Origin of the sequence: Pseudomonas sp. B21-035, from assembly GCF_024748945.1 — a bacterium.
Lineage (GTDB): Bacteria > Pseudomonadota > Gammaproteobacteria > Pseudomonadales > Pseudomonadaceae > Aquipseudomonas.
This window is the reverse complement of the sequence record NZ_CP087179.1, coordinates 4,203,349-4,216,590: the sequence shown is the minus strand read 5'-3', so window position 1 is coordinate 4,216,590 and position 13,242 is coordinate 4,203,349. Positions and strand designations below refer to the sequence as shown.

The 13,242-nt window shown below is 63.0% G+C and carries 11 protein-coding genes and 1 pseudogene; 7 read left to right on the top strand and 5 right to left on the bottom strand.

What is annotated here, in order from left to right:
* The first annotated feature begins 3 nt into the window (after positions 1–3).
* On the top strand, positions 4–234 hold the full coding sequence (locus tag LOY22_RS19155; RefSeq protein ID WP_123567225.1) for a DUF1127 domain-containing protein: 231 nt from the start codon (positions 4–6) through the stop codon (positions 232–234).
* A gap of 58 nt (positions 235–292) precedes the next feature.
* Positions 293–1,534 (top strand): winged helix-turn-helix domain-containing protein, encoded by a 1,242-nt coding sequence (locus LOY22_RS19150; protein ID WP_258594472.1) that lies wholly within the window; start codon positions 293–295, stop codon positions 1,532–1,534.
* Here LOY22_RS19150 and LOY22_RS19145 read toward each other — a convergent pair.
* The gene (locus LOY22_RS19145) at positions 1,515–2,861 is read right to left on the bottom strand and encodes a class II 3-deoxy-7-phosphoheptulonate synthase (RefSeq protein ID WP_093380541.1); all 1,347 of its coding nucleotides are present in this window, start codon (positions 2,859–2,861) and stop codon (positions 1,515–1,517) included. The genes LOY22_RS19150 and LOY22_RS19145 overlap by 20 nt on opposite strands.
* A gap of 130 nt (positions 2,862–2,991) precedes the next feature.
* Here LOY22_RS19145 and LOY22_RS19140 point away from each other — a divergent pair, with 130 nt between their 5' ends.
* Both LOY22_RS19140 and LOY22_RS19135 read left to right on the top strand, forming a co-directional pair.
* A complete protein-coding gene (locus tag LOY22_RS19140) occupies positions 2,992–3,747 on the top strand; it encodes a spermidine synthase (RefSeq protein WP_045195222.1) in 756 nt (251 codons plus the stop codon).
* 321 nt (positions 3,748–4,068) lie between these two features.
* A pseudogene (locus LOY22_RS19135) lies at positions 4,069–5,764 on the top strand (DEAD/DEAH box helicase).
* A 104-nt stretch (positions 5,765–5,868) separates the two neighbouring features.
* On the opposite strand, the gene LOY22_RS19130 reads toward LOY22_RS19135, so the two are convergent.
* Complete coding sequence (locus tag LOY22_RS19130) at positions 5,869–6,636, bottom strand: class III extradiol ring-cleavage dioxygenase (RefSeq protein WP_258594469.1); 768 nt, start codon at positions 6,634–6,636, stop codon at positions 5,869–5,871.
* Positions 6,637–6,740: 104 nt separating this feature from the next.
* Between LOY22_RS19130 and LOY22_RS19125 the strand changes: the two genes are divergently transcribed.
* Positions 6,741–7,391, top strand: coding sequence for a thiopurine S-methyltransferase (locus LOY22_RS19125; RefSeq protein WP_093380546.1), 651 nt, complete (start codon positions 6,741–6,743; stop codon positions 7,389–7,391).
* 47 nt (positions 7,392–7,438) lie between these two features.
* Here LOY22_RS19125 and htpX read toward each other — a convergent pair whose 3' ends face one another.
* Both htpX and LOY22_RS19115 read right to left on the bottom strand, forming a co-directional pair.
* Positions 7,439–8,326: a protease HtpX gene (gene htpX / locus LOY22_RS19120; protein ID WP_045195215.1), complete on the bottom strand. Its 888-nt coding sequence runs from the start codon at positions 8,324–8,326 to the stop codon at positions 7,439–7,441.
* Between the two features lie 225 nt (positions 8,327–8,551).
* Positions 8,552–9,763: a pyridoxal phosphate-dependent aminotransferase gene (locus LOY22_RS19115; protein WP_123567230.1), complete on the bottom strand. Its 1,212-nt coding sequence runs from the start codon at positions 9,761–9,763 to the stop codon at positions 8,552–8,554.
* A gap of 167 nt (positions 9,764–9,930) precedes the next feature.
* Here LOY22_RS19115 and msrB point away from each other — a divergent pair, with 167 nt between their 5' ends.
* Positions 9,931–10,323 (top strand): peptide-methionine (R)-S-oxide reductase MsrB, encoded by a 393-nt coding sequence (gene msrB, locus LOY22_RS19110; RefSeq protein ID WP_045195211.1) that lies wholly within the window; start codon positions 9,931–9,933, stop codon positions 10,321–10,323.
* 15 nt (positions 10,324–10,338) lie between these two features.
* Positions 10,339–10,824: a glutathione peroxidase gene (locus LOY22_RS19105; protein WP_045195209.1), complete on the top strand. Its 486-nt coding sequence runs from the start codon at positions 10,339–10,341 to the stop codon at positions 10,822–10,824.
* On the opposite strand, the gene LOY22_RS19100 is transcribed toward LOY22_RS19105, so the two are convergent.
* Positions 10,817–13,177: a response regulator gene (locus LOY22_RS19100; protein WP_093380552.1), complete on the bottom strand. Its 2,361-nt coding sequence runs from the start codon at positions 13,175–13,177 to the stop codon at positions 10,817–10,819. The two genes, LOY22_RS19105 and LOY22_RS19100, sit on opposite strands and share 8 nt — an antisense overlap.
* Between the last annotated feature and the right edge of the window lie 65 nt (positions 13,178–13,242).

Genomic DNA, 13,242 nt, shown 5'->3' with positions numbered 1-13,242 from the left:
ACGATGAAAGGTCAGAAATCGCTTGTTCTGCAGTACTCAACGTCCCAGCACAGCTGGATCTACCAGCTCACCCAGGGGGCGGCCCAGCAACTGCTGCGTTGGCGCCAACTGCGCCGTGAGCGCCGCGAACTGGCGCGCCTGAGTGACGCGGCGCTGGACGATATCGGCTTGAGCCGCGCCGATATCCTGCGCGAGGTGGAGCGCCCGTTCTGGGATGATCCGCTGAAAAAATGAGTCGCATCATGGCGGTGCCACGACTAGTGTAAGTGGGCTTGTTCACAAGGAGCCGGGCATGCCCACCACACAGTCGCTTTCCCTGGCCCAGGCGCGCCGCCTGGCGTTGTCGGCTCAAGGCTTCAACAATCGGCAGGCGAGCCCGTCGCTCGGTGCCGCGCAACTTAGCCGGATGATCGAACGCCTGGGTGTGGTGCAGATCGATTCGGTCAATGCCTTGGTGCGTTCGCACTACCTTCCGCTGTTTTCCCGCCTCGGCAGTTATCCACAGGCGCTGCTCGATCAGCTGGCCTGGGGGCGCAACCGTCAACGCAAACTCTTCGAATACTGGGGGCATGAGGCCTCGCTGTTGCCGCTGCAGCTGTATCCACTGCTGCGCTGGCGCATGGAGCGTGCGCGCCAGGGGCAGGGGATCTATCAACAGCTGGCGCGTTTTGGCCGCGAGCAGCAAGCGACCATTACCCGTGTGCTGGCAGCGGTGACCGAGCACGGCGCCCTCGGCGCTGGCAGCCTGTCGACCCGCCAGGAGCGCGCCGGGCCCTGGTGGGACTGGAGTGCGGAGAAGCACGCGCTGGAATGGCTGTTTGCCGCAGGGTTGGTCAATGTCGCCGGCAGGCGCGGGTTCGAGCGCTTGTATGATTTGCCCGAGCGGGTACTGCCGGCTGCATTGCTTGAGCAACCACCACTGCCGGAGGCCGACGCTCAGCGTGGGCTTTTATTGCATGCCGCACAGGCGCTGGGCGTGGCCACCGAGAAGGACCTGCGCGACTACTTTCGCCTGGCCCCCGGCGACAGCCGCGCACGCCTGGCCGAACTGGTCGAGGAGGGGCAATTGCAAGCCTGTGCGGTACAGGGCTGGACGCAAGCGGCGTATTGCCTGGAGGCGCCAAAGGTGCCGCGCAAAGTGAGCAGCAGCGCCTTGCTTTCACCCTTTGACTCGCTGGTCTGGGCGCGTGAGCGCACCGAGCGGCTGTTTGACTTTCGTTACCGCCTGGAGATCTACACGCCGGCGCCCAAGCGCGTGTACGGCTATTACGTGTTGCCGTTTTTGCACAACGAACGCATTGCCGCGCGGGTCGACCTGCGCGCCGAGCGTGCCAATGACTGCCTGGCAATCCACTCGGTGCATGAAGAGCAGCCGGGGCTGGATGACGCGGGCATGCAGGCCCTGGCCGACAACCTGCAGCGCATGGCCAGTTGGCTGGGCCTGGCCGAGGTGCAGTTGCACTGCCCGCGCGCCAGCGCCGCACGCTTGCGCGTGGCGCTGGCCGCTGGCCACGTTAGCGACGCACCTGCTTGAGGGTTTCGGCGATCAGGAACGCCAGCTCCAGCGACTGATCGGCATTCATTCGCGGGTCGCAATGGGTGTGGTAGCGGTCGCAGAGGGCGTCTTCGGTGATGGGGCGTGCGCCGCCAATGCATTCGGTGACGTTCTGCCCGGTCATCTCGATATGGATACCACCGGCATGGCTGCCTTCGGCCTGGTGCACCTGGAAGAACTGCTTGACCTCGCTGAGGATCTGGGCGAAATCGCGGGTCTTGTAGCCGCTGCTGGCCTTGATGGTGTTGCCGTGCATCGGGTCGGAACTCCACAGCACCTGGCGGCCTTCGCGCTCGACGCTGCGAATCAGCGCCGGCAGGTGTTCGCCGACCTTGTCGGCGCCCATGCGCACGATCAGGTTGAGGCGGCCGGGGTCGTTGCTGGGGTTGAGCACGTCGATCAGGCGGATCAGCTCTTCGGTGTTCATGCTTGGCCCGACCTTGACCCCGATCGGGTTGTTCACCCCGCGTAGGAACTCGACGTGGGCGCCATCGAGCTGACGGGTGCGATCGCCGATCCAGAGCATGTGCGCCGAGCAGTCATAGTAGTCGTTGGTCAGGCTGTCGCGGCGTACAAAGGCCTCTTCGTAGTTCAGCAGCAGCGCTTCGTGAGCGGTGAAGAAGCTGGTTTCCCGCAGCTGTGGCGAGCTGTCCAGGCCGCAGGCGCGCATGAATGCCAGGGTTTCGTCGATGCGGTCGGCCAGCTGGCTGTATTTTTCTGCCAGCGCTGAGTTGGCGATGAAGTCCAGGTTCCACTTGTGCACCTGATGCAGGTCGGCAAAGCCGCCCTGGGCAAAGGCGCGCAGCAGGTTGAGGCTGGCGGTGGACTGGTGGTAGGCCTGCAGCAGGCGCTCCGGATCGGGGATCCGGCTTTCTTCGTCGAAACCGATGCCGTTGACGATGTCGCCACGGTAGGCCGGCAGGGTGACGCCGCCAATGGTCTCGTCGCCCGCCGAGCGCGGCTTGGCGAATTGCCCGGCCATGCGCCCGATCTTGACCACCGGGCAGCCGGCGGCGAAGGTCATGACAATGGCCATTTGCAACAGGACCTTGAAAGTGTCGCGAATCTTGGCTGCGGAAAACTCGGCGAAGCTTTCGGCGCAATCACCGCCCTGGAGCAGGAAGGCCCGGCCCTGGGTGACTTCGGCAAACTGGCGGCGCAGCTCCCGCGCTTCACCGGCGAACACCAGCGGCGGATAGCTGGCCAGGGTCTGCTCGACCTTGAGCAGATGGGCAGCATCGGGGTAGCTTGGTTGCTGCTGGATCGGCAGGGCGCGCCAGCTGTCAGGACTCCAGGGGTGGTTCATTGCGGGCTCGATCTGTTCGGAAAGGGGCTGTCTGCCATGTTAACAGGTGGCGCATGCCTTGTTGCACTGGCGCTATTGACAGACAATGGCGGTTTTTTGCGCGATACGGCGGCGTCTGCCGGGAGACAGCATGACAGTGGAACGGGTAGAGCGACTGCTGGCCCAGGTGCAGGACCAGTACGGCACCATCAGCGTGCTGGAAGTCGACGACTATCGCTTTCTCGAATTTGGCGAGGCGATCGAGCAGAGTTGCGTGTTCACCGCCGACCCGAGCTGGCTGGAGTACGACTACACCCGTGCCATGCTGATCGGCGCGCTGGCTCACGCCGAGCCCGAGAGCGCGTTGTTCCTGGGGCTCGGTGCCGGCACCCTGACCCAGGCCTGCCTGAAGTTCCTGCCGCTGGAAGACGTCGAAGCCATCGAGTTGCGCCCGGATGTGCCGCGCCTGGCCATCGAGTACATGGGCCTGGATGACGACCCGCGCCTGTACATTCGTATCGGCGATGCCATGGAACTGCTGGAGACGGCCGAATCCGCCGACCTGATATTCGTCGACCTCTACACCGACCACGGCCCGGGGGTCGCGCACCTGGCCTGGAGTTTTCTGGAGAACTGCCAGAAACGCCTGAACCCTGGTGGCTGGCTGGTGATCAACCAGTGGGCCAGCGACGACGGCAAGCCGTTGGGTGCGGCGCTGCTGCGCGGCCTTTATCATCGGCATTACTGGGAATTGCCGGTCAAGGAGGGCAATGTGATCCTCATGGTCCCGGCTGACCTCGACCAGCAGCTCGATCTGCCGGGCCTGACCGCGCGGGCCGAGGCGCTGGCGCCGCAACTGGGCTACTCGTTGCAACCGCTGATCGGTGCGATTCGCCCGGCGTCCTGAGGCGCGTCACTGTGTCACTGGCGGAAAATCGATTCAGCCGCCAGTGTCGTCCACTTTCCGGGCCCGCCGTTACGTGGCCTGGCGCTGGCGTGTTTCATGAAAAAAATCTCCCGTGAATGGCGAATTCAGGTATAGTACGCGCCGGTCTTTCACCGGACCTCGTTTAAGGTGTGCAATTCCCCGAAGCCAGCTTCGGCTGCGCGTCCGCACTGCGGACTCTCCTTGACGTTCCTTTTTTTCTTCAATCGTTTTCGCAAATCCCCGCCGACAAAGCTGCCAGGGTGACCTTCGGGTCTTACAAGGCATGTGCAGCTTTGGAGCATGGGTCTTTGCGGATGCACTTAGAGGCAGACCCATGACCCAGGAAACCGGCGGCTTCGCCGCTCTCGAACTTCATCCGAGCATTGTTGCTGCAGTGCTGGCTACCGGCTACGAAGAGCCGTCCGCCATTCAGCAGCAATCGATCCCGATTATTCTCGCTGGTCACGACATGATCGGTCAGGCGCAGACCGGCACCGGTAAAACCGCTGCCTTCGCTCTGCCAATCCTGCACCGCATCGACCCGAGCAAGCGCGAGCCGCAAGCCCTGATCCTGGCGCCAACCCGTGAGTTGGCGCTGCAAGTAGCCACCGCTTTTGAAACCTACGCCAAGCAAATGCCGGGCGTAACCGTGGTGGCCGTATACGGTGGTGCCCCGATGGGCCCACAACTGAAAGCTATCCGTAACGGCGCGCAAATCGTCGTTGCTACCCCGGGCCGTCTCTGCGACCACCTGCGTCGCGACGAGAAAGTCCTGGCAACCGTCAACCACCTGGTGCTCGACGAAGCCGACGAAATGCTCAAGCTGGGCTTCATGGATGACCTCGAAGTGATCTTCAAGGCCATGCCGGAAAGCCGTCAGACCGTACTGTTCTCGGCCACCCTGCCTGCATCCATCCGTGCCATCGCCGAGCGCCACCTGCGCGAGCCGAAGCACGTCAAGATCCAGAGCAAGACCCAGACCGTTACCGCTATCGAACAAGCCCACCTGATGGTCCACGCCGACCAGAAGGTTTCTGCTGTCCTGCGTTTGCTGGAAGTGGAAGAGTTCGACGCGCTGATCGCCTTCGTGCGTACCAAGCAAGCCACCCTGGACCTGGCCAGCGCCCTCGAAGCCAAAGGCTACAAAGCCGCTGCGCTGAACGGTGACATTGCCCAGAACCAGCGTGAGCGCGTCATCGACTCGCTCAAAGATGGCCGCCTGGACATCGTCGTCGCTACCGACGTCGCTGCCCGTGGTCTGGACGTACCGCGCATCACTCACGTGTTCAACGTCGACATGCCGTACGACCCGGAGTCCTACGTTCACCGTATCGGCCGTACCGGCCGTGCCGGTCGCGAAGGCCGTGCGCTGCTGCTGGTTACCCCGCGCGAGCGTCGCATGCTGCAGGTGATCGAGCGTGTTACCGGTCAGAAGGTTGCTGAAGTTCGCCTGCCGAACGCCCAGGCCGTTCTCGATGCCCGCATCAAGAAGCTGACCAACAGCCTGGCGCCGCTGGTTGCTGACGCTGAGTCGACCCACGGTGATCTGCTTGACCGCCTGACCGCCGACATCGGTTGCAGCCCGCGTGCCCTGGCCGCTGCCCTGCTGCGCAAGGCTACCAACGGTCAGGCCCTGACCCTGGAAGCGGTCGAGAAAGAGCAGCCGCTGGTTCCGACCTACACTCCGCGTGAGCGCACTGGCGATCGTCCAGAGCGTGGCGAGCGTGAGCGTCGTGCACCCATGCCGCTGGGCGAAGGTCGTGCGCGTTGCCGTACCGCGCTGGGCGCGCGTGACGGTATCGCTGCCAAGAACCTGCTGGGCGCGATCCTCAACGAAGGCGGCCTGGCCCGCGAAGCGATCGGCCGCATCCAGGTGCGCGACAGCTTCAGCCTGGTCGAGCTGCCGGAGGAAGGTCTGGAGCGTCTGCTGACCAAGCTCAAGGACACTCGTGTTGCCGGCAAGCAGCTGAAGCTGCGCCGCTACCGCGAAGACTGATCCGCGAGCGATAAAAAAATCCCCGACTGGTTCGGGGATTTTTTTTGCCTGTACGAGGTGATGTGTTGGCTTGACCCGCGATCGGTCGCAATCCAGCGACAGGATCAATCGAACCGGTAAATATCCATCCCCAGCGCCCCCAGCGTAAACCCCTGATGGGCAATCCCGAATCGCCCGCCCGCACCCCGGGCGAAATACAGCGGCAACAGGTGCTCATCACTGGGATGATTGCGCACGGCAAACGGCGCCTGCTGGCGGTAGTCGTGCAAGGCGGGGGTGTCATCGGCTGCCAGCTTGTCGATTATCCAGTCGCGAAACGCCAGGGCCCAGGGCTCGACGCTTTCCGGTCCAGCCTGCCAGTCGAGCTCGCGCAGGTTGTGGGTAATGCTCCCCGAGCCAATCAGCAGGATGTTGACCTCGCGCAATTGCGCCAGCGCCTTGCCCACCTGCTCCTGCAGCTGCGGGCCCATCTGACTTGGTAGAGACACCTGTACTACGGGGATGTCGGCTGCCGGGTACATCAACGACAGCGGCACCCACACGCCATGATCAAACGGGCGCTTGGGGTCGAGGCGCGCGGCTAGCCCGGCATCGCCCAACAGGCCGATCAAGCGCTCGGCCAGTGCCGGCTCGCCAGGAGCGGGGTACTGAACGGCATACAGGGCGGCAGGAAAGCCACCGAAGTCATGCCAGGTTTCTGGTTGCGGGTGGCTGCTGACCCACAGCTCGCGGCTCTCCCAGTGCGCCGAGACCACCACGATGGCTTTGGGCCGCGGTAGCTCTGCGGCCAGGCGCGTCAGGGCCGGGCCGCTGGCACCGGGCTCGAGGGCGAGCATGGGCGAGCCGTGAGAAATAAACAGGCTGGGCAGCATGGAGAGGGTCCTGGCGGTTAAGATGGGTCCATCTTCCGGCAGATCATTGATCTGATTCCAATATAAGTTTTCGCATAATCTGATCGAATAATTCGAGGTATGCCATGCAGGCAGAGTTCTGGCACAAGCGTTGGGCAGACAACCAGATCGGCTTTCACCAGCGCCAGGTCAACGGCGACCTGCAACAGTACTGGCCCAGCCTGGGCCTGGCGCCCGGCAGCAAGGTGCTGGTGCCGTTGTGTGGCAAAAGCCTCGACCTGGCCTGGCTGGCCGGGCAGGGCCATCAGGTGCTCGGCATCGAGCTGTCCCAGCGGGCGGTGGAGGATTTCTTCAACGAACAGCGGTTGACGCCCGAAGTCGGCCAGCGGGGCGCGTTCAAGACCTATCGCAGTGGCAACCTGCAGCTGTGGTGTGGTGATTTCTTCGCCCTGAGCGCCGAGGATATCGCCGACTGCACCGCGCTGTATGACCGGGCCGCAGTGATTGCCTTGCCGCCTGCGTTGCGCCAGCGCTATGCCGCGCTGCTCAGTGGCTATCTGGGGTCCGGGTGTCGGGGGCTGTTGATCACCATGGATTACGACCAGGCCCTGCTGCCGGGCCCGCCCTTTGCGGTGGTTGATGCCCAGGTGCGGCAACTGTTCGCTGACTGGCAGCCGCATGAGCTTGAGGCGCGGGATATTCTCGCCGAGAGCCCGAAGTTCGTTCAGGCCGGGGTGCCGATGCTATTTGAGCGGGTGTACCGCCTGCAGCGCTGAAATGCAAAAGGGCGACCGAAGTCGCCCTTTTTTATTGCTGCTACCGATCAGCCGCGACGGCGCAGGGCTTCGATGCGCTCTTCCAGCGGCGGGTGGCTCATCAGCAGGCCGGCCAGGCCCTGCTTGAGGCCGCCGTTGATGCCGAAGGCGTTGAGGGTGTCGGGCATGTGCACCGGCACACCTTGTTCCGAGCGCAGGCGCTGCAGGGCGCCGATCATCGCGTTGGTGCCGGCCAGGCGGGCGCCGGCTTCGTCGGCGCGGAACTCGCGTTTGCGCGAGAACCACATGACGATGATGCTGGCCAGGATGCCCAGTACCAGTTCGGCGACGATGGTCGCGATGTAGTAGGCGATACCCTGGCCTTCTTCGTTCTTGAAGATCACCTTGTCGACGAAGTTGCCGATGATGCGGGCAAAGAACATCACGAAGGTGTTGACCACGCCTTGCACCAGGGCAAGGGTGACCATGTCGCCGTTGGCCACGTGGCCGATCTCGTGAGCCAGTACGGCGCGCACTTCATCGGGCGAGAAGCGCTCGAGCAGGCCCTGGCTGACCGCTACCAGGGCGTCGTTGCGGTTCCAGCCGGTGGCGAAGGCGTTGGCCTCGTAGGCCGGAAAGATACCCACTTCGGGCATCTTGATGCCGGCTTCGCGGGACAGTTCCTCGACGGTCTGCAGCAGCCATTGTTCGTGGCGGGTGCGCGGTTGGCTGATGATCTGGGTGCCGGTGCTCATCTTCGCCATCCACTTGGAGATGAACAGCGAGATCAGCGAGCCGGCAAAACCGAACACCGCGCAGAAAATCAGCAGCTGGTCGAGTTTGAGGTCAACCCCGTTGGCCGCCATGAACCCGTTGAAGCCAAACAGGCTCAGGGTAATGCTGGCAATCAGCACAACCGCGAGGTTGGTGGCCACAAACAGTAAGATGCGCATCATGGTTGTTACGTTCTCCTGACGGATAAAAGTGTCACGTATGCGGGGTATATAAGGTGCGCGCTGCAGTGATTCAACCGGGCGACTATTTCAAACTGTGTACTTGCCTTTATTACAGACGAATTCCAGCAACCCGCACGCCAGAGCGGCGGGTGATGTAAGGGCTGAATGCTGGGTCTGAAAGGTCTGCGCCGAGGGCGGCGCAGACGTTTCGATATGCGCAGTAGGTTACTGCTGATATGTCTTCAGGAAGTTTCCGATGCGGCCAATGGCCTGCTCGAGGTCGTCGACCCGTGGCAGGGTCACGACGCGGAAGTGATCCGGCCACGGCCAGTTGAAGGCAGTGCCCTGGACGATCAGCAGCTTTTCCGACAGCAGCAGGTCGAGGACGAACTTCTCGTCGTTGTGGATCGGGCAGACTTTCGGGTCGATGCGCGGGAACGCATACAGCGCGCCCATCGGCTTGACGCAGCTGACCCCGGGGATGCTGTTGAGCAGCTCCCAGGTGCGGTTGCGCTGCTCAAGCAGGCGGCCTTGTGGCAGTACCAGGTCGTTGATGCTCTGGTAGCCGCCCAAGGCGGTCTGGATCGCGTGCTGGCTCGGCACGTTGGCACACAGGCGCATGTTGGCCAGCATGTCGATGCCTTCGATGTAGCTCATGGCGTGATGCTTGGGCCCGGAGATGGCCAGCCAGCCGGAGCGGAAGCCCGCCACCCGGTAGGACTTGGACAGGCCGTTGAAGGTCAGGCAGAGCAGGTCCGGGGCCAGCGAGGCGGTGCTGATGTGCACGGCTTCGTCATAGAGGATCTTGTCGTAGATCTCGTCGGAGAACACCACCAGGTTGTGCTGGCGGGCCAGCTCGAGCATGCCCAGCAGCAGTTCGCGCGAGTACACCGCGCCGGTCGGGTTGTTCGGGTTGATGATCACCAGGGCCTTGGTGTTGGAGGTGATCTTGGCCTTGATGTCGTCCAGGTCCGGGAACCAGTCGGCCTGCTCGTCGCACAGGTAGTGCACCGGGTTGCCGCCGGCCAGGCTCACCGCGGCGGTCCACAGCGGGTAGTCCGGGGCCGGGATCAGCACTTCGTCGCCATTGTTGAGCAGCGCCTGCATCGACATCACGATCAGCTCGGAGACGCCGTTGCCCAGGTAGATGTCTTCGATACCGACACCTTCGACCTGTTTTTGCTGGTAGTACTGCATCACCGCCTTGCGCGCGCTGAACAGGCCCTTGGAGTCGCTGTAACCCTGGGCGGTCGGCAGGTTGCGGATCACATCCTGGAGGATCTCGTCCGGCGCCTCGAAACCAAAGGGCGCCGGGTTGCCGATGTTCAGCTTGAGGATGCGATGGCCTTCCTCTTCCAGGCGTTTGGCGTGCTTGAGCACCGGGCCGCGAATGTCATAGCAGACATTGGCGAGCTTGTTCGATTTGCTGACCTGCATGATGTGATCCCGATTAGAAAAGATCGCCGCGCATTGCGCTGTGAAAACGTTTGAAATGCGTATGACGCGGGTGCCAGACTGATGTCTGATGAGGCGCAATAATATACGTGCCGCCCGCCCTGTGGAAAAGCCATGGCGCGGGGTTTTTGGACAGATGAGGCCTGATGATGGAAAAACTCGCGAAAACCCTTGAAGAATGGCGCGCCATGCTCGACCCCGAGCAGTACAACGTGTGCCGCCTGAAGGGCACCGAGCGGCCGTTCAGCGGCAAATACAACGGCACCAAGACCGACGGCGTCTACCATTGCATCTGCTGCAACGAGCCGCTGTTCGATTCGAGCAGCAAATTTGATTCCGGGTGCGGCTGGCCTAGCTTCTATGAGCCGATTGCCGACAGCGCGATGATCGAAATTCGCGATACCTCCCACGGCATGATTCGTACCGAAGTCACCTGCGCCAAGTGCGACGCCCACCTGGGCCACGTATTTCCCGACGGTCCGCCGCCGACCGGGCTACGCTACTGCATCAACTCGGTCTGCCTGGACCTGGTGCCACGCTGACAAAGGAGCAAGGTCATGGCCGACGCAATGCTGAAGATTCCCTGCATTACCCTGACCGGCGAGCAAAAAGCCCTGGCCGATTACCCGGCCAAGGCAGTACTGGTGGTCAACACCGCCAGCCAGTGCGGATTTACCCCGCAATACAAGGGCCTGGAGCAGCTCTGGCAACGTTACCGCGAGCAGGGGCTGGTGGTGCTGGGCTTTCCCTGCAACCAGTTCGGCAAGCAGGAGCCGGGCGATGCGAGCGAGATTGCGCAGTTCTGCGAGCTCAAGTTTGGGGTCAGCTTCCCGTTGTTTCGCAAAATTGAAGTCAACGGCGCCGGAGCCCATCCGCTGTTTATCGAGCTGAAAAAGCGAGCCCCGGGGCTGTTCGGCTCCGAAGGCATCAAGTGGAACTTCACCAAGTTCCTGCTCGACCCGGCCACCGGCAAGGTCACCCGCTATGCTCCGAGCACCAAGCCGGACGCCTTGGCCGGTTCGATCGAGAAACTGCTCAGGTAGCCGTCAACGGCACCCAGTGATCGATCAGCGCCAGCAATTCCTCGCGGCGAAACGGCTTGGCCAGGTAGTCGCTCATCCCCGCAGCCCGGCAGCGCTCGCGCTCTTCGGGCATGGCGTTGGCGGTCAGGGCGACGATCGGCAGGTCTGGCCAGCGCCCGCTCTGGCGGATCCGCCGACTGGCTTCATAGCCGTCCATCACCGGCATGTTGCAGTCCATCAGCACCAGGTCGAAGGGTGACTGCTCCAGCTGTTCGAGGGCGTCGGCGCCATGGGCGGCGACGCTGACCTCACAGCCGAGCTTGGCCAGCATACCCTTGGCCACCAACTGGTTCACCGGGTTGTCCTCGACCAGCAGGATGCGTGCACGGCGTTCGCTGTGCGAGGCGCCGCCAAGCGGTGACTGGTTGATGTGGTCGGCGCCGTGCAGGGTGCGCCGCAGTGTCTGATACAGGGCGTTGCGGGCCAGCGGTCGGGCCTGCTGCTGCAAGGGCGCCAGGTGCGCGGCCTGTTCGCCGGGCAGGAAATTGCCATAGGCGGTAACCAGCAGGATTGGCGCACTGATCTGCGGACGCAAACTGAACAGGCAATCCAGGTCGTCGGTGATCAGCAGGTCCGGGGTCGCGTCCTTGAGTTGCTCTGGCGTGTCGTAGCGCTGGTAGTCCAGGCCCCAGCCGGGCAGCAGTGTCTGCAGCAGTTCGGCCAGGCCGCTGCTGGCATTGCTGATGGCCGCAACGCTGCCATGCAAAGGTTGCGCGGGCACCGCCGCGGTATGGCTGGGCAATGGCAGCTCGGCGCTGAACTGGCTGCCGAAGCCGGCTTCAGAACTGATGCTCAGGCGCCCTTGCATGGCTTCGCAGAGGTTATTGGTCAGCGCCAGGCCCAGGCCGGTACCGCCGTATTGGCGGGTGATACCGGCGCCGGCCTGGGTGAAGGGCTGAAAGATCCGTACCTGGGCTTCGCTGGGGATGCCGATGCCGGTGTCGCAGACATCCAGGCGAACGCCGCCGGCGTAGCTGCAAAGGCGCACATCGACACGACCAAAGCGAGTGAACTTCAAGGCGTTGGACAGCAGGTTGCTGACAATCTGCCGTACCCGTGTCGGGTCGCCGAGCACCATCGAGGGAAACTGCGGGTCGATCAGGCAGGTCAGCTCGACACTGGGCGCGGCGTTCTGCGACAGCAGGTTGGCGGTGTCTTCGACCAGCGCGCCGAGGTCGAAGGGAATGCGTTCAAGCTCCAGTTGCCCGGCATCGAACTTGGACAGGTCGAGAATATCGTTGAGCAGCTCGACCAGAACCTTGCCCGAGTCGTGGGCAATCGACAGCTGCTGGCGCTGCTCGGCATTGAGCGGGCTGTCCAGTGACAGCGCGATCATCCCCAGCAGGCCATTGAGCGGGGTGCGAATCTCGTGGCTCATGTTGGCCAGAAAGGCCGCGCGTGCCTGGGCCATGTCCAGGGCGCGGCGCCGGGCGTCTTCGAGTTCTTCGTTGGACTGGCTGAGGCGAGTGTTGCTGGCCTTGAGCTCGTTGGTGCGCGCCGAGACGATGTTCTCCAGCTCGTTGAGGTAGTCGGTCAGGCGGTTTTCGGCGTTGCGCCGCTGCTGGATCTCGGTGGCCATGCTGACGAACTGCTGGTTGGCGACCTTGACCAGCACGCCGATTTCGTCCTGCTCGTGGCCGGGTGGAAACGACAGTTTGGACTGCGCCGGGTTGCGCGAATCACTGTTGCTCAGGGCGCTGATCACCCGCACCAGCGGCTGGGTCAGCATGATGTAGAACAGGCCGAGAAGAATCCCGGTCAGGACCAGGCTGCGCACAAAGCCATTGAGCAGGGTGACTTCGGCGCGCTTGAGAAAGCGGCTGCCAAAGGCAAAGGTATCGACGTCCAGGTACAGGGTGCCGAGGTATTCGTCGGGCATATGGCTGAGAAACAGCTGGTCGCGAAACTGGCGCGATTCGCCGAAGAGGAAATCGCTGATCAGCCGGTAGCTGCTTTCCTGGCGTGGGCGCTGAACATCGGCGAGGACGGTGTCGTTGTTGTCGATCAGCCAGGCGCGGGTGATCGCCGGCGATTGCAGCAGGCCGCGGGTCAGTTCCTGGGCCAGTTCGGCATCGATGTTATAGGCGATGCGCGAAGCCGGGTTATGGCTGATTTGCAGCAGCGCCTGCATCTCGCGGTTGATGGAGGCGTCTTCACTGGCATAATCGATACCGATCTGGATGAGACTGAGCAATGTACCCAGGATGAAGCCGACCAGGACCGTCAGCCGGGCTTGCTTGTAGGACAGGCGATTGGTGAACTTGATATCCATGAGTCCCGAGCCAGTTTCACGTTCCGTGCGCTGCGCAAGCATAGCCGATCAGTCCCGGCTGCTGGCACGCCCTGTCACACATTCAGCTGTGCTTTTGTCCTTGCATC

Coding starts and splice junctions, on each gene's coding strand:
- LOY22_RS19155 (WP_123567225.1), top strand. CDS start 4: ATGAAAGGTCAGAAATCGCTTGTTCTGCAGTACTCAACGTCCCAGCAC.
- LOY22_RS19150 (WP_258594472.1), top strand. CDS start 293: ATGCCCACCACACAGTCGCTTTCCCTGGCCCAGGCGCGCCGCCTGGCG.
- LOY22_RS19145 (WP_093380541.1), bottom strand. CDS start 2,861: ATGAACCACCCCTGGAGTCCTGACAGCTGGCGCGCCCTGCCGATCCAG.
- LOY22_RS19140 (WP_045195222.1), top strand. CDS start 2,992: ATGACAGTGGAACGGGTAGAGCGACTGCTGGCCCAGGTGCAGGACCAG.
- LOY22_RS19130 (WP_258594469.1), bottom strand. CDS start 6,636: ATGCTGCCCAGCCTGTTTATTTCTCACGGCTCGCCCATGCTCGCCCTC.
- LOY22_RS19125 (WP_093380546.1), top strand. CDS start 6,741: ATGCAGGCAGAGTTCTGGCACAAGCGTTGGGCAGACAACCAGATCGGC.
- htpX (WP_045195215.1), bottom strand. CDS start 8,326: ATGATGCGCATCTTACTGTTTGTGGCCACCAACCTCGCGGTTGTGCTG.
- LOY22_RS19115 (WP_123567230.1), bottom strand. CDS start 9,763: ATGCAGGTCAGCAAATCGAACAAGCTCGCCAATGTCTGCTATGACATT.
- msrB (WP_045195211.1), top strand. CDS start 9,931: ATGGAAAAACTCGCGAAAACCCTTGAAGAATGGCGCGCCATGCTCGAC.
- LOY22_RS19105 (WP_045195209.1), top strand. CDS start 10,339: ATGGCCGACGCAATGCTGAAGATTCCCTGCATTACCCTGACCGGCGAG.
- LOY22_RS19100 (WP_093380552.1), bottom strand. CDS start 13,177: ATGCTTGCGCAGCGCACGGAACGTGAAACTGGCTCGGGACTCATGGAT.